Origin of the sequence: Streptomyces sp. CoH27, from assembly GCF_020181035.1 — a bacterium.
GTDB lineage: Bacteria > Actinomycetota > Actinomycetes > Streptomycetales > Streptomycetaceae > Streptomyces > Streptomyces camelliae.
Genome location: NZ_JAIQYY010000028.1, coordinates 48,733 through 67,455, shown reverse-complemented (window position 1 = coordinate 67,455; position 18,723 = coordinate 48,733). Strand labels below are relative to the sequence as shown.

Here is an 18,723-nt window from a genome sequence, read left to right as displayed (position 1 = left end):
TCCTTGATGTTCATCCTCGGCATAGTGGTCTTCGCGGTCGGCCTGCTCGTCTCGATCGCGTGGCACGAGCTGGGGCACCTGTCCACGGCGAAGCTCTTCGGCATCCGCGTGCCGCAGTACATGGTCGGCTTCGGCCCGACCGTCTGGTCGCGGAAGAAGGGCGACACCGAGTACGGCGTCAAGGCGATCCCGCTCGGCGGCTACATCCGCATGATCGGCATGTTCCCGCCCGACGAGGAGGGCCGGGTCTCCGCCCGCTCCACCTCGCCGTGGCGCGGCATGATCGAGGACGCCCGCTCGGCCGCCTTCGAGGAGCTCCAGCCGGGCGACGAGACGCGCATGTTCTACACGCGCAAGCCGTGGAAGCGCGTGATCGTCATGTTCGCGGGCCCGTTCATGAACCTGATCCTGGCGGTCGCCCTCTTCTTCACGGTCCTGATGGGCTTCGGCATCCAGCAGCAGACGACGACCGTCGCCTCGGTCTCGCCCTGCGTCATCGCCCAGAGCGAGAACCGCGACAGCTGCAAGAAGTCCGACCCCGCGTCCCCGGCCCAGGCCGCCGGCATGCAGAAGCGCGACAAGATCGTCTCCTTCGACGGCAAGCAGACGAAGGACTGGAACACGCTGTCGGACCTGATCCGCGACAGCGCGGGCAAGAGCGTCCCGATCGTGGTGGTGCGAGACGGCAAGCAGCTCACCCTCCACGCCACGATCGCCACGAACCTGGTCGCCAAGAAGGACTCCAGCGGCCAGTACGTCCGGGGCCAGTACGTCAAGGCGGGCTTCCTCGGCTTCAGTTCCGCCACCGGCGTCGTCCACCAGGACTTCGGCCAGTCCGTGACCTGGATGACCGACCGGGTCGGCGACGCCGTCGACTCCCTCGCCGCCCTGCCCGCCAAGATCCCGGCGCTGTGGAACGCCGCCTTCGGCAACGGCCCGCGCGAACCGGACTCCCCGGTGGGCATCGTCGGCGCGGCCCGCATCACCGGCGACATCGCCACCCTCGACATCCCCGCCTCCCAGCAGGTGGCGATGTTCGTGATGCTCCTCGCCGGCTTCAACCTCTCCTTGTTCCTGTTCAACATGCTCCCGCTCCTCCCGCTCGACGGCGGGCACATCGCGGGCGCCCTGTGGGAGTCGTTGCGCAGGAACCTGGCGCGCGTGCTGCGCCGCCCGGACCCCGGTCCGTTCGACGTGGCGAAGCTGATGCCGGTGGCGTATGTGGTGGCGGGGATCTTCGTCTGCTTTACCGTTCTCGTCCTGATTGCGGATGTGGTTAACCCGGTCAAGATCAGTTAGCAACTGATCGTTTTCTGTCGCGATGGCCACAGACTGTGCCCTTCACTCGTGCAACTCACACGAGTGAAGGGCGCGCCCCGACGTGGTTAACCCGGTGAAAATCTCGTAGCCATACGACGTTCTCGGCGGCCCGGAGGATGATCTTCCGGGCCGCCTTCCATCGGGTGGGTTTCCGGGGAGGGATGTGCTGGCGCAGGGGTCGGTGCCGTAATCTCGGAGCCTGGGGCCCGCCGTTCACGGGACCGGATCCTGATCCACGACTTGGGGTTGCACAGCAGATGACTGCGATTTCTCTCGGCATGCCGTCCGTTCCGACCAAGCTCGCCGAGCGCCGCAAGAGCCGGCAGATCCAGGTCGGAAGCGTGGCGGTCGGCGGAGACGCACCGGTCTCGGTCCAGTCGATGACCACGACCCGTACGTCGGACATCGGCGCCACCCTCCAGCAGATCGCCGAGCTGACCGCGTCCGGCTGCCAGATCGTCCGCGTGGCCTGCCCCACCCAGGACGACGCCGACGCCCTCGCCACCATCGCCAAGAAGTCCCAGATCCCGGTGATCGCGGACATCCACTTCCAGCCCAAGTACGTCTTCGCGGCGATCGAGGCGGGCTGCGCGGCGGTCCGGGTGAACCCCGGCAACATCAAGCAGTTCGACGACAAGGTCAAGGAGATCGCCAAGGCCGCCAAGGACCACGGCACCCCGATCCGCATCGGCGTCAACGCCGGCTCTCTCGACCGGCGCCTGCTCCAGAAGTACGGCAAGGCGACGCCGGAGGCGCTGGTCGAGTCGGCCCTGTGGGAGGCGTCCCTGTTCGAGGAGCACGACTTCCGCGACATCAAGATTTCCGTCAAGCACAACGACCCGGTCGTCATGATCGAGGCGTACAAGCAGCTCGCGGCCCAGTGCGACTACCCCCTCCACCTCGGCGTGACCGAGGCGGGCCCGGCGTTCCAGGGCACGATCAAGTCGGCGGTCGCCTTCGGCGCGCTGCTGTCCCAGGGCATCGGCGACACGATCCGCGTCTCGCTGTCCGCGCCTCCGGTCGAGGAGGTCAAGGTCGGCACCCAGATCCTGGAGTCCCTGAACCTCCGCCAGCGTGGCCTGGAGATCGTCTCCTGCCCGTCCTGCGGCCGCGCCCAGGTCGACGTCTACAAGCTGGCCGAAGAGGTCACGGCGGGCCTGACCGGCATGGAGGTCCCGCTGCGCGTCGCCGTCATGGGCTGCGTGGTGAACGGCCCCGGCGAGGCCCGCGAGGCCGACCTCGGCGTGGCCTCCGGCAACGGCAAGGGCCAGATCTTCGTCAAGGGCGAGGTCATCAAGACCGTCCCCGAGTCCAAGATCGTCGAGACCCTCATCGAGGAGGCCATGAAGCTGGCCGAGCAGATGGAGGCCCAGGGCGTGGCGTCGGGGGAGCCGTCGGTGTCGGTCGCGGGCTGACCGCTGCGTGTTCTCGTGAGTCCCGTCACCTCCCGGTGGCGGGACTCAGTCGTACCTCCGCCCAGACGGATTTGCCGGGCTGTCGTGGCGTGACGCCCCACTTGTCGGCGAGCGCCTCGACCAGCAGCAGCCCACGGCCGGACTCGCCCTGCGGGATCCGGAGGGCGGGCAGCCGTTCGGTGCGGGTGTCGGAGACCTCCAGGCGCAGGGTGGTGTACGACGCGGTGAGCTGAAGGTGGAAGTCTCGCCCGGATACGTGCCCGTGCCGGACCGCGTTCGCCACGAGTTCGGCGGCGATCAGGGTGAGGGCTTCGTTGACTGGGCCGTCGTAGGGGTGCCCCCACTCGTCCAACCGGTGCGAGACGAGCCGCCGGGCGAGGCGCGCGCCGCGCGGGGTCGAGGTGAAGCGCATCGCGAATTCGCGGGTGGAGATTTCTGACGTCATGCCGTTTACGCTCCCGCACGCTCAGTAACGTTGAACAGCGGCTGCACCTTGACCAACACGCGTTGCACGTGCGTGGGGTGCCGCTGTAGGCATGCGCGCCGTGACCGGCGGTGGCGCCCAGGTATTGGGGGTGTATGTGAGCGAAGAAGCGCGGGAAGTACTGGAGCTGGACGAGGAGTCCGAGGCGGGCTCAGGCATTGCGGTCGCCTTCGGGCGGCTGTTGAAGCGGCTGCGGACACAGGCGGGCATGGAGCGTGCCGAACTCGGCTCCCGTACCGGCTACTCGGCAGCGACCATCGCATCGTTCGAGCAGGGCGGGCGCATTCCGCCCGCAAGGTTCATCGTGCGGGCCGACGAGGTGCTGAACGCGCGCGGGGCGCTGGCCGATTTCATGGAGGACATGGAGAAGGCGCAGTATCCGGCGTTCTTCCGAGGTGCGGCCAAGCTGGAGAGGGAGGCGGTCGGGTGGCACGTGTACGACGCGCTGGTGATCAACGGTCTGTTGCAGACCGAGGACTACGCGCGGGCTGTGTTCACCATGTGGCGGCCCCTGTTGGACGAGGAGACGATCGAGCAGCGAGTTGCCGCAAGGCTGGCCCGACAGGAGATCTTCGAGCGGAAGCCTGCGCCTACCATCAGCTTCGTGATGGAGGAGGTCCTCCTGCGTAAGAGGTTGGGCGGACGGACAGTTATGCGGGGCCAGTTGGAGCAGATCCTGCTCATCGGGCAGCGGCGTAACGTGGAGATCCAGGTCATGCCGAACGACCGCGAGGAGCACGCTGGGCTCAATGGCACCTTCACCTTGATCGACACGGCTAAAGGGCGCAGGATCGGCTACGTGGATGCACACAAGGGCAGCCGCCTCTACTCCGATGTCCAGACGGTCAGGGAGATGGAGGAGCGATATGGCATCCTGCGTGCCCAGGCCCTGACGCCACGCGAGTCGCTGGCATTCGTAGAGAAGCTGCTGGGGGAGTCATGAACGTCGAAGAGCTGTCGGACCTGACGTGGTTCAAGAGCAGCCACAGCAGTGGCGACGGCGGACAGTGCGTCGAAGTCGCCCTCGCCTGGCGCAAGTCCAGCTACAGCAGCGGCGAGGGCGGCGAATGTGTAGAGATCGCCACCTGTCCCACCACCATCCACGTCCGGGACTCCAAGCAGAGCCCCGCCACCGCCCCCACCCTCACCCTGCCCCCCGCCGCCTGGCAGGCGTTCCTGGGTCTTGCGCGATCCTGAACCGAGCTTTACTGCGCCTGCACGTCGTCGTGCTCGACGCGAGCCGGAAGCCTCCCCGGCTCAGCGCACTGCAACGGGACATCGACGTCGCGCGGCGGCTGCGGGATGCCGGCGCCTGAGATGCCCCGAGGCCCTCACCACTGAGCGCTCCACCACCCCTCGGGGTACAGTGCGGAGGATCCGCAGATCCCCAGCCCCGAGGCCCCCTACGTGTTGACCCAGACCACCTCACGGGTGCTCGAACCGAGCGACCTCGACGCCGCGCTCGCCGTCCTCGACCGCGAGCCGGTCGCGAACGCTTTCGTGACCTCGCGCGTCCAGGTCGCCGGCCTCGACCCGTGGCGGCTCGGCGGCGAGATGTGGGGCTGGTACGAGGACGGCATGCTCACGTCCCTGTGCTACGCGGGCGCCAATCTCGTCCCCATCTGCGCCACCCCGAGAGCCGTACGGGCCTTCGCCGACCGGGCCCGCAGGGCCGGCCGCCGCTGCTCCTCCATCGTCGGCCCCGCGCAGGCCACCGCCGCACTGTGGCGCCTGCTGGAGCCGCACTGGGGTCCCGCCCGCGAGGTCCGCGCGCACCAGCCCCTCATGGTCACCGACCGCATGCCCGCCGACGTCGCCCCGGACCCCTACGTCCGCCGCGTCCGCAAGGACGAGATGGAGACGATCATGCCGGCGTGCGTGGCGATGTTCACCGAGGAGGTCGGCGTCTCCCCGATGGCGGGGGACGGCGGGCTGCTGTACCAGGCCCGCGTCGCCGAACTCGTCGGCTCCGGCCGCTCCTTCGCCCGCATCGACGAACACGGCAAGGTCGTCTTCAAGGCCGAGATCGGCGCCGCGACCCACCAGGCCTGCCAGATCCAGGGCGTGTGGGTCGCCCCCGAGTACCGGGGGAGGGGGCTCGCGGCACCGGGCATGGCCGCCGTCCTGCGCTATGCGCTCGCCGACGTGGCCCCGGTGGTGAGCCTGTACGTCAACGACTTCAACACGGCGGCGCGACGGACCTACCAGACGGTCGGCTTCCAGGAGGCCGGGGCCTTCATGAGTGTGCTCTTCTGAACGCGCTGTACCCTCCCCGCATGGACCTCGTGATCGGCCCCCTGGACCTCGCAGCCCACGTCGACGAGGCCCTCGCGGTCCAAGCGGTGGCGTTCGGGCTCGGTCCCGACGAGGTCGCCGTACGCCGGCAGATCGTCCAGCGGCACATGCAGTACCGGGGCGCGCGGGCCCTCGGCGCGAGCGTCGCGGGACGCCTCGTCGGGTTCGTCTACGGCATGCCCAACAGCCGTACCCACTGGTGGTCCACCGTCGTCGAGCCCTACCTGCGCGCGGGCGGCAACGACTTCTGGCTCGACGACTCCTTCGTCATCACCGAGCTGCACGTGCACCCCGGTCACCAGAACCGGGGAATCGGACGGCGGCTGATCACCATGATCACCGACTCCGCCACCGAGCCCCGCTCGATCCTCTCCGCGATCGACACCGACAGCCCCGCCCGGGGCCTGTACTTCTCCCTCGGGTACGTCGACCTCGCTCGCCAGGTCCACTTCCCGAGCGCACCGAAGCCGTACGCCGTGATGGGCGCCCACCTCCCCCTGCGCAGGCGCTGACCGATTTCCGCCCGCACAGGCCGCCCGGCTAACCTCCATGCCATCACCTAATACCCGGCAGGAGTACGAGAGCCATGGCGAAAGCACCGGTCCAGCGCATGTCCCAGTTGATGGCGAAGACGCTGCGCGACGACCCGGCGGACGCCGAGGTCCTCAGCCACAAGCTCCTCGTCCGCGCCGGCTACGTCCGCCGCACCGCCGCCGGCATCTGGAGCTGGCTGCCCCTCGGCAAGAAGGTCCTCGCCAACGTCGAGCGGATCGTCCGCGAGGAGATGGACGCCATCGGCGCCCAGGAGGTCTCCCTGCCCGCCCTGCTGCCCAAGGAGCCGTACGAGGCGACCGGCCGCTGGGACGAGTACGGCCAGGAGCTGTTCCGGCTCAAGGACCGCAAGGGCGGTGACTACCTCCTCGGCCCCACCCACGAGGAGATCTTCACCCTCCTGGTCAAGGACCAGTGCACGTCCTACAAGGACCTGCCGGTGATCCTCTACCAGATCCAGACCAAGTTCCGGGACGAGGCCCGCCCCCGCGCCGGCATCCTGCGCGGCCGCGAGTTCCTGATGAAGGACTCGTACTCCTTCGACCTGGAGGACGAGGGCCTCGCCAAGTCCTACGCCCTGCACCGCGAGGCCTACCAGCGCGTCTTCCGGCGCCTGGGCCTGGACTACCGCATCTGCGCGGCCACCGCCGGTGCCATGGGCGGCTCCAAGTCCGAGGAGTTCCTCGCCCCGGCCGAGGCCGGCGAGGACACCTTCGCCGACTGCCCGAACTGCGACTTCGCCGCCAACACCGAGGCGATCACCTACGCCCTCAAGCCGGTCGACGGCTCGGCCGTGCCCGCGCTGGAGGAGATCCCCACCCCGGACACCCCGACCATCGAGACCCTGGCCGCCTCCCTCGGCGTCCCCGCCTCCGCCACCCTGAAGAACCTGCTGGTCAAGGTGGACGGCGAGATCGTCGCCGTCGGCGTGCCCGGGGACCGCGAGGTCGACATGGACAAGGTCGAGGCGCACTTCGCCCCGGCCGCCGTCGAGATGGTCACCGAGGCCGACTTCGCCGGCCGCCCCGACCTGGTCCGCGGCTACGTCGGCCCGCAGGGCCTCGGCGAGAAGGTCACGTACATCGCCGACCCGCGCGTGGCCCCCGGCACCGCCTGGATCACCGGCGCCAACAAGGAGCACACGCACGCCAGGAACGTCGTCGCCGGCCGTGACTTCGAGGTCGACGCGTACGTGGACGTCGTCGTCGTACAGGACGGCGACCCCTGCCCGCAGTGCGGCACCGGCCTGAAGCTGGACCGCGCCATCGAGATCGGCCACATCTTCCAGCTGGGCCGCAAGTACGCCGACGCCCTCAAGCTCGACGTCCTCGGCCAGAACGGCAAGCCCGTCCGCGTCACCATGGGCTCCTACGGCATCGGCGTCTCCCGCGCCGTCGCCGCGCTCGCCGAGCAGAACGCCGACGACAAGGGCCTGGTGTGGGCCAAGGAGGTCGCCCCGGCCGACGTGCACGTCGTCGCCGCCGGCAAGGCCCTGCAGACCGAGCTGGCCCTCGACGTCGCCGAGAAGCTGTCCGCCGCGGGCGTCCGTGTCCTGGTCGACGACCGGGCCGGCGTCTCCCCGGGCGTGAAGTTCACCGACGCCGAGCTGATCGGCGTCCCGCAGATCCTGGTCGCCGGCCGCCGCTCCGGCGAGGGCGTCGTGGAACTGAAGGACCGCAGGACCGGCGAGCGCGAGGAGCTGTCGGTGGAGGACGCGATCGCCCGCCTGACGGCCGAGTAGGCCTCGGCAGAAGAAGCCCCCTGAGACCCGTGGAGGTCCCAGGGGGCTTCTCCTTCACTGCTTACAGCCACCCGGCGAACTCCAGCAGCAGTTCCGCATCCTTCTCACGGCCGACCCTTCGTGCACGCACACCGGACTCCACCGCCCGGAACAGGGTCCACCCCCGCAACCGGTCCTGATCGACCTCCAGCGACTCCGACAGCCGCTTGATCCGCCGCCGGACGGCACTCGCGCCGGACGGCGTCGCGATCAGGTCCTCCACCCGGTCCCGCACCAGCCGCGCCAGATCGAAGGCGCACTCGCCGGCCACCGGATCCGGACCCACCGCCAGCCACGGCATCCGCTCCCCGGACAGCACCTTGCTCTGCCGGAACGTGCCGTGCAGCAATCGGTGCTCAGGTGGCGCGGCCAGCAGCTCCTCACGGGCCGCGAGCGCCGCGTCGACCAGCGGCGCCGCCTCCGGGTCGGCCTCCGCGCCCGCCCGCATCGCCGCCGCCTGCCGCCCGGTGCGCTCGGCGACCGTCTCGAAGACATGCTCCGCCGGCGGCTCGACCCACAGCCGGCGCAGCGTCCCCGCCGCCTCCAGCAGCGCCTTCGCCTCCGGCAGCGACCGCACCGACACATCCGGGTGCAGCCGCTCCAGCAGCAGCACGCCCTCCTCGCCACCGGCCTCCAGCAGCTGTACGGCGCCCAGACCACCCCAGTGCGCCAGCGCCGCCCGCTCACTTTCCGGGCGGGCCCGGGGCGGGGCCAGCTTCAGCACGGCCGGGGTGCCGTCCGCCCGCCGCACCAGCAGCACCAGGCTGCTACGACCGCCCGGCACCTGCACCCGCTCCACGGTCAACTCCAGCCCGGCGACGGCCCGTTCGGCGGCTGCGGGCAGCTCCGCCAGCCAGCCGTCGCCGTCCGGTGCCGTCTCACCGAGCGCCCGGATCAGGCGGGGCGGCGGTTCGAAAGCCATGCGCGAGCGTTTCCTTCCAGTCCGGGTCGTGCCGTGGGGGGCGGGTCAGGGTGCCGTCGAGGCGGAGGCCGACGGCGCCGTACCGGCCGCACCCGTCCCGGTCGTCCCCCCGTTCTCAGCGGCCCGCTCGGCGAGCCCAGGGAAGGTTACGCTCTCCCCGCTCCAGCGCGCCGCGCGCACCGCGGCCTCCCGCAGCGCCCCGGCGGCCGAGCCGCGCCGCGCGCCCGTCGCCGCCCGCACCAGGTCCGCGTACACCCCGGCCAGCCGCTCCTCCAGCCGCGCGGCGAGCCGTACCGCGGCCGCCGAGTCCGGCACCAGGAACGGCAGTGCATACGCGGCGTCCGCGGCGACCGGTTCGCCGCCCAGATCGCGCACCTCACGCACCAGCGCGTCCCGGCGGGCCCGGTGGGCGTCCCACGCCGCCCGCGCCTCGCTCCGGCGCGCCGCGGCGATCCGCCCGCCGACGACGCCGTATCCGTACACGGCCGCGTGCTCGGCCGCCAGCGCTGCCTGCAACGCGGTCAGGTCGGCCTTCTTCGCCTCGTCACTCACTTGGCCCCCTCGGTCAGCAGATACGCGTGCGCGGCCCCGGCCGCCGCCACCGACGCCAGCAGCCGTGCCAGCTCGCCCGGCACGTCCAGCAGGGCCTTGGCCCGCTGATCGGCGAGGGTGCGCTCGGCGCCGGCCAGTGCGGCGAGGGCGGCCTTCTCGGTGGCCGGGACGGCCGGCGCGGGGGAGGGGGAGGCCGAGGACTTCGCGGGGGCGGGCGTGGGCGCCGTACCGTCCGTGAACGCCTGCACGTGCGCCGCCACCTGGGCCCGCAGCGGCCGCAGCCGCTCCGCGAGCCCCGGATACGCGGCGAGCACGGCGTCGTACCGCGCCAGCAGCCCCGCACTGTCCCGCGCCGCACGCGCGCGTGCCCGCGCGGTCACCGAGGAGCTCCCGTCGCCGCCGGAGTCCGGACCACTCGTACAGCCCGTCAGCAGAGCGGCCCCGGCGGCCGAGGCGAGCAGGGATCTTCTGCGCGGCCCCGAGGGGGCACGCAAAGGTGAGGGGTACGGCACGGCTGACGTCCTCGGGGGCCTCGTACGAACACACGGGCGGGAAGGAGCTCCGCCGTGATCACGGTACCCGCGTACCCCCACGCCTGATGTCACCGGCTCAGTGGGACCCACCCAACGGGCGCGGGACCGTATCGATATGCGGCTCCGCCGCGTGGGCGCGAACAGTCCCCACAACCCGCACCCGCCCGGAAACCCCAGCCCTCCGAGCCCGAAGGCGCACCGGCCCCCCGCCGGAGGCAGCACGCATCACTCCCCGCGACCGGATACCCTTTGACCAGACACGCGACCCATCCCACAACAGCACACGCGGCCGAGGAGTCACCCGGATGAGCACCACCCAGAGCGAGAGGCTGCGAGAGCTGCTGGAACCGCTCGTCACCTCCCAGGGGCTGGATCTCGAAGAGATCGCCGTGGACTCCGTCGGACGCAAGCGGGTGCTGCGTGTGGTCGTCGACTCCGACACCGGAGCCGATCTGGACGCCATCGCCGATGTGAGCCGTGCGCTCTCGGCGAAGCTCGACGAGACCAACGCGATGGGTGACGCGGCGTACGACCTGGAGGTCGGCACCCCTGGCGCGGAGCGCCTCCTCACCGAGCAGCGTCACTTCGTGCGCGCCACGGACCGGCTCGTGAAGTTCCAGCTGACCGAGGGCGGCGAGCTGGTCGCCCGGATCCTGGACGTCGACGACGAGGGCGTGGACCTGGAGGTCCCCGGGGTCAAGGGCCGCAAGGCCACCACCCGCCGCCTCGCCTTCCCGGAGATCGCCAAGGCGCGCGTGCAGGTCGAGTTCAGCCGCAAAGACAAGACGGACAAGAAAGACATGAAGGAAGAGGAGGAGGCGTAGCCGTGGACATCGACATGAGCGCCCTGCGGGGCTTGGTCAGGGAGAAGGAGATCTCCTTCGACCTGCTGGTCGAGGCGATCGAGTCGGCCCTCCTCATCGCCTACCACCGCACCGAGGGAAGCCGCCGACACGCGCGCGTGGAGCTCAACCGGGAGACCGGGCATGTGACCGTGTGGGCGAAGGAGGACCCCGAGGACCTGGAGGAGGGGCAGGAGGCGCGCGAGTTCGACGACACCCCGTCGGGCTTCGGACGCATCGCCGCCACCACCGCCAAGCAGGTGATCCTGCAGCGCCTGCGCGACGCCGAGGACGACGCCACGCTCGGTGAGTACGCGGGCCGCGAGGGCGACATCGTCACCGGCGTGGTCCAGCAGGGCCGCGACCCGAAGAACGTGCTGGTCGACATCGGCAAGCTGGAGGCCATCCTGCCGGTGCAGGAGCAGGCGCCCGGCGAGACCTACCCGCACGGCTTGCGCCTGCGGTCGTACGTCGTCCGCGTGGCGAAGGGCGTGCGCGGCCCGTCGGTGACCCTGTCCCGGACGCACCCCAACCTGGTGAAGAAGCTCTTCGCCCTGGAGGTGCCGGAGATCGCCGACGGGTCGGTCGAGATCGCGGCGATCGCCCGCGAGGCCGGCCACCGCACCAAGATCGCCGTACGGTCCACCCGTTCGGGTCTGAACGCCAAGGGCGCTTGCATCGGCCCGATGGGCGGCCGGGTGCGCAACGTGATGGGCGAGCTGAACGGCGAGAAGATCGACATCGTCGACTGGTCGGACGACCCGGCGGAGATGGTGGCGAACGCCCTGTCACCCGCTCGGGTGAGCAAGGTGGAGGTCGTCGACCTCGCCTCCCGCTCCGCCCGGGTGACCGTGCCGGACTACCAGCTGTCGCTGGCGATCGGCAAGGAGGGGCAGAACGCCCGCCTCGCCGCCCGCCTCACCGGCTGGCGCATCGACATCCGGCCCGACACCGAGCAGGCCGGGGAGTAGGCGGGGAATAAATCCCAGCCGCAGGCCGCTGAGATCACGACAACAACCGTTCGATCTTTGCCCCAAAGGGGTGAGGTCGGTACGGGGAGGTAGACTTGACTGTGTCTGGCCGGACGCACACCGGAGTCTGCCCTGAACGCACCTGTGTGGGGTGCCGGGAGCGGGCGGCCAAGGACGATCTCCTGCGGATCGTGAGGATCGAGGACGCATGCGCCCCCGATCCTCGCGGTACGCTGCCCGGCCGGGGTGCCTATGTACACCCCGCCCTGGTCTGTCTCGACCAGGCGGTTCGCCGCCGGGCGTTCCCGCGGGCACTGCGCGCCCCGGGGCCGCTCGACACAAAGGCGTTGCGTCGATACGTCGAGCAGACAACAGTTGCCGAGCAGGCAACACCGTAAGACGTGCCGTGCGGAACCCCCCGTGCGGCCTGGTACCTCGCGAGTCGAAAGCAGGTCGAGATTGCGATGAGCACTCGATGAGTACGCGATGAGTACGCCCATGAACTAGCGACGGTCCGGCTTCAACCCGGACCTCAAAGGAGCGAAGTGGCTAAGGTCCGGGTCTACGAACTCGCCAAGGAGTTCGGCGTTGAGAGCAAGGTCGTCATGGCCAAGCTCCAGGAACTCGGTGAATTCGTCCGTTCGGCGTCTTCGACGATCGAAGCGCCGGTTGTACGCAAGCTGACCGACGCCTTCCAGGGTGGCTCCGGCAAGTCCGCCGGCAAGCCCGCCCCGCGCAAGGCTGCCCCCAAGCCCGCCGCGCCCTCTCCGGTGCAGGCGGCACGTCCTGCTGCCCCGAGGCCGGCAGCCCCCAAGCCTCCGACGGCGCCCGCTGCCCAGCAGCCGGTCACCCCGTCGGCTCCCGCCCCGGCCGCGCCGGCTCCCGGCCCGCGTCCGGTGCCGGGTCCCAAGCCCGCGCCGCGTCCGGCGCCGGCCGCCCCGGAGTTCACCGCTCCGCCGGCCGCCCCGGCCGCTCAGACCCCGCAGGCCCCGGCCGCGCAGGGTCCGCGTCCCGGCGCCCGTCCGGGTGCCCCGAAGCCCGGTGGCGCCCGTCCGGGTGCGCCCGGCCAGGGCCAGGCCCGTCCGGGTCAGGGTGCCTCGCGTCCCGGTGGTCAGGCCCCGCGTCCGGGTGCCCGTCCGGCCGGTCCGCGTCCGGGTAACAACCCCTTCACCTCCGGTGGCTCCACCGGCATGGCCCGCCCGCAGGCCCCGCGCCCGCAGGGTGGCCCCCGTCCTGGCGGCCACGGCGGTCCCGGTGCCCCCGGCGCCGGTCCCCGCCCGCAGGCGCCCGGTCAGCAGGGCGGCGGTCCGCGTCCGCAGGCTCCGGGCGGTGCCCGTCCGTCGCCGGCCGGTATGCCCCGTCCGCAGGGCGGCCCGCGTCCCGGCCCGGCCGGTCCGCGTCCGAACCCCGGCATGATGCCGCAGCGTCCCGCTGCCGGCCCGCGTCCCGGCGGTGGTCCCGGTGGCCGCGGCCCCGGTGCCGGCGGTCGTCCCGGTGGCGGCGGCGGTCGTCCGGGTGGCGGCGGCTTCGCCCGTCCCGGTGGCGGCGGTGGCGGCTTCGCCGGTCGTCCCGGTGGTCCCGGTGCCGGTGCCGGCGGTGGCTTCGCCGGTCGTCCCGGTGGTGGTCCCGGCGGTGGCGGCGGTGGCCGTCCCGGCTTCGGCGGCCGTCCCGGCGGTCCCGGTGGCCGCGGTGGCACGCAGGGCGCCTTCGGCCGTCCCGGCGGTCCGGCCCGTCGTGGCCGCAAGTCGAAGCGGCAGCGGCGCCAGGAGTACGAGGCCATGCAGGCCCCGAGCGTCGGCGGCGTGATGCTGCCGCGCGGCAACGGCGAGACCATCCGTCTCTCCCGCGGCGCGTCGCTCACCGACTTCGCGGAGAAGATCAACGCCAACCCGGCGTCGCTCGTCGCGGTCATGATGAACCTCGGCGAGATGGTCACCGCCACGCAGTCCGTCTCCGACGAGACCCTGCAGCTCCTCGCCGACGAGATGAACTACGCGGTTCAGATCGTCAGCCCCGAGGAGGAGGACCGCGAGCTCCTGGAGTCCTTCGACATCGAGTTCGGCGAGGACGAGGGCGACGAGGAGGACCTGGTGGTCCGCCCGCCGGTCGTCACCGTCATGGGTCACGTCGACCACGGCAAGACCCGCCTGCTCGACGCCATCCGCAAGACGAACGTCATCGCGGGCGAGGCCGGCGGCATCACCCAGCACATCGGTGCCTACCAGGTCTCGACCGAGGTCAACGACGAAGAGCGCAAGATCACCTTCATCGACACCCCGGGTCACGAGGCGTTCACCGCCATGCGTGCGCGTGGTGCGAAGTCGACCGACATCGCGATCCTGGTCGTCGCGGCCAACGACGGCGTCATGCCGCAGACGGTCGAGGCGCTCAACCACGCCAAGGCGGCCGACGTCCCGATCGTCGTCGCGGTCAACAAGATCGACGTCGAGGGTGCCGACCCGACCAAGGTGCGCGGTCAGCTGACCGAGTACGGCCTGGTGGCCGAGGAGTACGGCGGCGACACGATGTTCGTCGACATCTCCGCCAAGCAGGGTCTGCACATCGACTCGCTGCTGGAGGCCGTGGTCCTCACCGCCGACGCCTCGCTCGACCTCAGGGCCAACCCGGCCCAGGACGCGCAGGGCATCTCGATCGAGTCCCGCCTCGACCGCGGCCGCGGTGCCGTGGCGACGGTCCTCGTCCAGCGAGGCACCCTGCGGGTCGGCGACACGATGGTCGTGGGCGACGCCTACGGTCGCGTCCGCGCCATGCTCGACGACAACGGCAACAACGTCGCCGAGGCCGGTCCCTCGACGCCGGTCCAGGTCCTCGGCCTGACCAACGTCCCGGGTGCGGGCGACAACTTCCTCGTGGTCGAGGAGGACCGTACGGCCCGCCAGATCGCGGAGAAGCGCGCCGCTCGTGAGCGCAACGCCGCGTTCGCCAAGCGCACGCGCCGCGTGTCGCTGGAGGACCTGGACAAGGTGCTCAAGGCCGGCGAGGTCCAGCAGCTGAACCTGATCATCAAGGGTGACGCTTCTGGTTCGGTCGAGGCGCTTGAGTCCTCCCTGCTCCAGCTGGACGTCGGCGAAGAGGTCGACATCCGCGTCCTGCACCGCGGTGTCGGTGCGGTCACGGAGTCGGACATCGACCTGGCGATGGGCTCCGACGCCATCGTGATCGGCTTCAACGTCCGCGCGGCCGGCCGCGCGGCGCAGATGGCCGAGCGCGAGGGCGTGGACGTCCGGTACTACTCGGTCATCTACCAGGCGATCGAGGAGATCGAGGCGGCCCTCAAGGGCATGCTCAAGCCGGAGTACGAAGAGGTCGAGCTCGGTACGGCGGAGATCCGCGAGGTCTTCAAGTCGTCCAAGCTGGGCAACATCGCCGGTGTCCTCATCCGGTCGGGCGAGGTCAAGCGCAACACCAAGGCGCGCCTCATCCGCGACGGCAAGGTGGTCGCGGAGAACCTCAACATCGAGGGCCTGCGTCGCTTCAAGGACGACGTCACCGAGATCCGCGAAGGCTTCGAGGGCGGTATCAACCTCGGAAACTACAACGACATCAAGGTCGACGACGTCATCGCGACGTACGAGATGCGGGAGAAGCCGCGGGCGTAACGGCCCACGGTTCGTGCTGGCCGGCGGAACGCTGTTCCGCCGGCCAGCGCCCCGTTGCGCGCAGCCAAGGGTGCCGCGTAAACCCTGTCGAGCCACCGGCGGGTACGCGGTACCGTTCTTGATGTCCCCGGCCACACGGCCAAGGGGCCATCGATCCCGTACCGGCGGGTGAACCGGCTATACACATGTACGTGGGGACTCTGTCCTTCGACCTCCTCCTCGGCGACGTCCACTCGCTGAAGGAGAAGCGCTCCGTCGTCCGCCCGATCGTGGCCGAACTCCAGCGGAAGTACGCGGTGAGCGCGGCCGAGGTGGACCACATGCACCTCCATCGCAGGGCCTGCATCGGCCTGGCGATGGTCTCCGGCGACGCCGGGCACCTGAGCGACGTACTCGACCGGTGCGAACGGCTGGTCGCCGGCCGCCCCGAGGTGGAACTGCTGTCGGTACGACGCCGTTTCCACGGCGAAGACGACTGAACGCCGACGGCTGACCGACGGAACGCCGACGACCGAGCACAGAACGCAAGAAGAAGAAAGAACGGGAGACGGACCAGTGGCCGACAACGCGCGGGCGAAAAGGCTGGCGGACCTCATCCGAGAGGTGGTGGCCCAGAAGCTGCAGCGCGGGATCAAGGACCCGCGGCTCGGCTCGCACGTCACCATCACGGACACCCGCGTCACGGGTGACCTGCGGGAGGCGACCGTCTTCTACACGGTCTACGGCGACGACGAGGAGCGGCAGGCCGCGGCCGCCGGTCTGGAGAGCGCCAAGGGCATCCTCCGGTCGGAGGTCGGCAGGGCCGCCGGCGTGAAGTTCACGCCGACCCTGACCTTCGTCGCGGACGCCCTGCCGGACACCGCCCGGACCATCGAGGACCTCCTCGACCGGGCCCGGCAGTCCGACGCCGCGGTGCGCGAGGCGTCCGCGGGCGCCACGTACGCCGGTGAGGCGGACCCGTACAAGAAGCCGGGTACCGACGAGGAGACGGACGACAGCGCCGAATGACCAGCAAGCCCACCCCGCCCGACGGCCTCGTCATCGTCGACAAGCCGTCGGGTTTCACTTCGCACGACGTGGTCGCCAAGATGCGCGGGATCGCCCGGACCCGCCGCGTCGGCCACGCCGGCACCCTCGACCCGATGGCGACCGGAGTCCTGGTCCTCGGCGTCGAGCGTGCCACCAAGCTCCTCGGCCACCTCGCGCTGACCGAGAAGGAGTACCTGGGCACCATCCGCCTGGGCCAGAACACGGTCACCGACGACGCCGAGGGCGAGATCACCTCGTCCACCGACGCCTCCAAGGTGACCCGGGACGCCATTGACACCGGCATCGCCAAGCTGACCGGCGACATCATGCAGGTGCCGTCCAAGGTCAGCGCCATCAAGATCGACGGCGTGCGGTCGTACAAGCGGGCCCGCGAGGGCGAGGACTTCGAGATCCCGGCCCGCCCGGTGACGGTCTCCTCCTTCACGGTGTACGACGTCCGGGACGCGGTCGCCGAGGACGGCACCCAGGTCCTCGACCTGGTCGTCTCGGTCGTCTGCTCCTCCGGCACCTACATCCGCGCCCTCGCCCGCGACCTGGGCGCCGACCTCGGCGTCGGCGGCCACCTCACCGCGCTGCGCCGGACGCGCGTCGGGCCGTACAAGCTGGACGCGGCGAAGACGCTGGACCAGCTCCAGCAGGAGCTGACCGTGATGCCGGTCGCCGAGGCCGCCTCGGCTGCCTTTCCGCGCTGGCAGGTGGACGCCAGGCGGGCCCGGCTGCTGCTGAACGGCGTCCGGCTGGAGATGCCCGACGCGTACGCGGGCGCCGGCCCCGTCGCCGTCTTCGACACCGAGGAACGCTTCCTGGCGCTCGTCGAGGAACAGAAGGGCAAGGCCAAGAGCCTGGCCGTCTTCGGCTGAGACGGATGCGTGCGTGTCGCCCGTGGAGCGGCGGCCGGCCACGGGGCGGGCCCCTGCCGCCGCTCCACGGTCCCCCCTCGGTTCCCCCACCTCCAGGGTTATCCAGCGGCACCCGACTATTCACCCGTCCGGGCAGGCGCTCGGAGTGAACCGGGGGAGCGGACGGGGGCGCGTTCGCCACGCGATCTGTCGCGCCGATCACCGCGCGCCTACCGTCGTGCACAGGGCACGGGTACGGGCGGGGAGGTACGGCATGGCGGGACGGGGCCCGCGCACCGGAAGCGGTCGCGGGGAGCCGGCGGACGGTACGGGGGAACGGGAAACGCCGGACGGCACCGGCCGCACCCCCGCCCCGCTGCACGCTCCGCCCGACCCCACTCCCGCGCTGGTCCAGATCCGCGACCTGGCCGGCCGCCCCCGGGGCATCGGTTTCCTCGCCGATCACGACGGCACCCTGCTCACCAGCCACGAAGCCGTCGACGGTCTGCCCCGGCTCGTGCTGCACGCCGCCGACGAGGGCACGGGCGAGCGCGTCCGCGTCGTGGACGCCTCCGCCGTCATCCCGCTGCCCGACCGTGACCTGGCCCTCATCCGCGCCGAGGGGCTGGGCCTGTCCCCGCTGCCGCTGACCGTGCGAGAGCGGATCGACGCCGGTACGTATGTACGGCTCCCCGCGGGCTGCTGGCGTCAGGCGCGGGTGCTGGCCGCCACCGAGGTGACGTACACCGCCACCGACCGCTTCCATCTGCTCCAGGACGCGCTGGAGCTGGCCATCGGCACCGGCGGCCGGGACGCCCTGCGGCTCGGCGGCGGCGCGGCGGGCGCACCGGTGCTGGACGCGCGGACCGGCGCGGTCCTCGGCGTCGTCGGCACGGCCCTGCACTCCGCGCAGCGCGACGCGGCCTTCGCGGTCCCGCTGCGGCCCGCCGACGGCCCCCTCGGCGAGCTGCTCGCCCGCAACGCGGCGACCGTGCCCGCGTACGGCGCCGACCTCAACCCGGCCGGCATCCTGGAGCTGACCGCCACCTCGGTCGGCCAGGCCGCCCCGCAGTCCGGCCCGGAGCCGGTCGAACGCGCCCTCCAGGCAAGGGAGTTGGCGGCCTTCACGGACGGCGACCGGAGGGTACTCGCCCTCGTCGGCGCTCCGGGCAGCGGCCGTACGACGGAGCTCGCGGCCCTGGCCGCACGCCGGGCCCGTACCGAGCGGCCCGCGCCCACGCTGTGGCTGCGCGGCGCCGACCTGGCGGACGCCGACGGCTCCGTGGCCGACGCGGCCCGCCGCACCCTGGAGCGCGCCGCCCGTATCGTCGCCGCCGCACGCGGCGGCCACCCCGCCGACCTCGGCGACCACACCCCCGAGCGCGTGGCCCGCCTCGCCGCGACCGCCGGCCGCCCCCTGCTCCTCCTGCTGGACGGCCCCGAGGAGATGCCCCCCGTCCTGGCCCACCGCCTGGCCGAATGGATCCAGGGCACGACCGCCTGGCTCCGCGAGACCGGCACCCGCCTGGTGGTGGCCTGCCGGGAGGA

General features: G+C 71.4%; 19 protein-coding genes. 15 read left to right on the top strand and 4 right to left on the bottom strand.

The window, feature by feature from the left end; translation table 11 throughout:
- The first annotated feature begins 6 nt into the window (after positions 1 to 6).
- A complete protein-coding gene (locus tag LE548_RS36530) occupies positions 7 to 1,299 on the top strand; it encodes an RIP metalloprotease (RefSeq protein ID WP_225101353.1) in 1,293 nt (430 codons plus the stop codon).
- Positions 1,300 to 1,577: 278 nt separating this feature from the next.
- Positions 1,578 to 2,735 carry a flavodoxin-dependent (E)-4-hydroxy-3-methylbut-2-enyl-diphosphate synthase gene (gene ispG / locus LE548_RS36525; RefSeq protein ID WP_225101329.1) on the top strand — a complete coding sequence of 386 codons (1,158 nt, stop codon included), beginning with the start codon at positions 1,578 to 1,580 and terminating at the stop codon, positions 2,733 to 2,735.
- Positions 2,736 to 2,760: 25 nt separating this feature from the next.
- Here the strand turns inward: ispG and LE548_RS36520 are convergent, their stop codons facing one another.
- Positions 2,761 to 3,180 carry an ATP-binding protein gene (locus LE548_RS36520; protein WP_225101328.1) on the bottom strand — a complete coding sequence of 140 codons (420 nt, stop codon included), beginning with the start codon at positions 3,178 to 3,180 and terminating at the stop codon, positions 2,761 to 2,763.
- A 91-nt stretch (positions 3,181 to 3,271) separates the two neighbouring features.
- Here LE548_RS36520 and LE548_RS36515 point away from each other — a divergent pair, with 91 nt between their 5' ends.
- The 5 genes from LE548_RS36515 to LE548_RS36495 all read left to right on the top strand — a co-directional run bounded on the left by LE548_RS36515 (position 3,272) and on the right by LE548_RS36495 (position 7,807).
- A complete protein-coding gene (locus LE548_RS36515) occupies positions 3,272 to 4,162 on the top strand; it encodes a helix-turn-helix transcriptional regulator (protein WP_225101327.1) in 891 nt (296 codons plus the stop codon).
- Positions 4,159 to 4,416 carry a DUF397 domain-containing protein gene (locus LE548_RS36510; RefSeq protein ID WP_225101326.1) on the top strand — a complete coding sequence of 86 codons (258 nt, stop codon included), beginning with the start codon at positions 4,159 to 4,161 and terminating at the stop codon, positions 4,414 to 4,416. The genes LE548_RS36515 and LE548_RS36510 overlap by 4 nt, the downstream gene beginning before the upstream one ends.
- 210 nt (positions 4,417 to 4,626) lie before the next feature.
- Positions 4,627 to 5,475 carry a GNAT family N-acetyltransferase gene (locus LE548_RS36505; RefSeq protein WP_225101325.1) on the top strand — a complete coding sequence of 283 codons (849 nt, stop codon included), beginning with the start codon at positions 4,627 to 4,629 and terminating at the stop codon, positions 5,473 to 5,475.
- A gap of 20 nt (positions 5,476 to 5,495) precedes the next feature.
- Entirely contained in the window at positions 5,496 to 6,026 is a 531-nt protein-coding gene (locus LE548_RS36500) for a GNAT family N-acetyltransferase (protein WP_225101324.1), read from the top strand.
- Positions 6,027 to 6,100: 74 nt separating this feature from the next.
- On the top strand, positions 6,101 to 7,807 hold the full coding sequence (locus LE548_RS36495) for a proline--tRNA ligase (protein WP_225101323.1): 1,707 nt from the start codon (positions 6,101 to 6,103) through the stop codon (positions 7,805 to 7,807).
- A gap of 61 nt (positions 7,808 to 7,868) precedes the next feature.
- Here LE548_RS36495 and LE548_RS36490 read toward each other — a convergent pair whose 3' ends face one another.
- The 3 genes from LE548_RS36490 to LE548_RS36480 are packed head-to-tail and all read right to left on the bottom strand — an operon-like array spanning position 7,869 to position 9,832.
- A complete protein-coding gene (locus tag LE548_RS36490) occupies positions 7,869 to 8,768 on the bottom strand; it encodes an aminoglycoside phosphotransferase family protein (RefSeq protein WP_225101322.1) in 900 nt (299 codons plus the stop codon).
- Positions 8,769 to 8,813: 45 nt separating this feature from the next.
- A complete protein-coding gene (locus LE548_RS36485; protein ID WP_225101321.1) occupies positions 8,814 to 9,320 on the bottom strand; it encodes a ferritin-like domain-containing protein in 507 nt (168 codons plus the stop codon).
- On the bottom strand, positions 9,317 to 9,832 hold the full coding sequence (locus tag LE548_RS36480; protein WP_225101320.1) for a hypothetical protein: 516 nt from the start codon (positions 9,830 to 9,832) through the stop codon (positions 9,317 to 9,319). Before LE548_RS36480 ends, LE548_RS36485 begins: the two co-directional genes overlap by 4 nt.
- 326 nt (positions 9,833 to 10,158) lie before the next feature.
- Between LE548_RS36480 and rimP the strand changes: the two genes are divergently transcribed.
- From rimP to LE548_RS36440, 8 genes are all read left to right on the top strand, one after another.
- On the top strand, positions 10,159 to 10,677 hold the full coding sequence (rimP, locus tag LE548_RS36475) for a ribosome maturation factor RimP (protein WP_225101319.1): 519 nt from the start codon (positions 10,159 to 10,161) through the stop codon (positions 10,675 to 10,677).
- Positions 10,678 to 10,679: 2 nt separating this feature from the next.
- A complete protein-coding gene (gene nusA, locus LE548_RS36470; RefSeq protein WP_225101318.1) occupies positions 10,680 to 11,666 on the top strand; it encodes a transcription termination factor NusA in 987 nt (328 codons plus the stop codon).
- Between the two features lie 101 nt (positions 11,667 to 11,767).
- Positions 11,768 to 12,064, top strand: coding sequence for a YlxR family protein (locus LE548_RS36465; protein ID WP_225101352.1), 297 nt, complete (start codon positions 11,768 to 11,770; stop codon positions 12,062 to 12,064).
- 147 nt (positions 12,065 to 12,211) lie between these two features.
- Positions 12,212 to 15,286, top strand: a complete 3,075-nt coding sequence (infB, locus tag LE548_RS46200; RefSeq protein ID WP_225101317.1) for a translation initiation factor IF-2 — start codon at positions 12,212 to 12,214, stop codon at positions 15,284 to 15,286.
- Positions 15,287 to 15,471: 185 nt separating this feature from the next.
- Positions 15,472 to 15,765, top strand: coding sequence for a DUF503 domain-containing protein (locus tag LE548_RS36455; protein WP_225101316.1), 294 nt, complete (start codon positions 15,472 to 15,474; stop codon positions 15,763 to 15,765).
- Positions 15,766 to 15,841: 76 nt separating this feature from the next.
- Positions 15,842 to 16,294 carry a 30S ribosome-binding factor RbfA gene (gene rbfA, locus LE548_RS36450; protein ID WP_225101315.1) on the top strand — a complete coding sequence of 151 codons (453 nt, stop codon included), beginning with the start codon at positions 15,842 to 15,844 and terminating at the stop codon, positions 16,292 to 16,294.
- Entirely contained in the window at positions 16,291 to 17,196 is a 906-nt protein-coding gene (gene truB / locus LE548_RS36445) for a tRNA pseudouridine(55) synthase TruB (protein ID WP_225101314.1), read from the top strand. The genes rbfA and truB overlap by 4 nt, the downstream gene beginning before the upstream one ends.
- A 253-nt stretch (positions 17,197 to 17,449) precedes the next feature.
- On the top strand, positions 17,450 to 18,723 hold a 1,274-nt coding region (locus LE548_RS36440; RefSeq protein ID WP_225101313.1), incomplete at its 3' end, for a serine protease.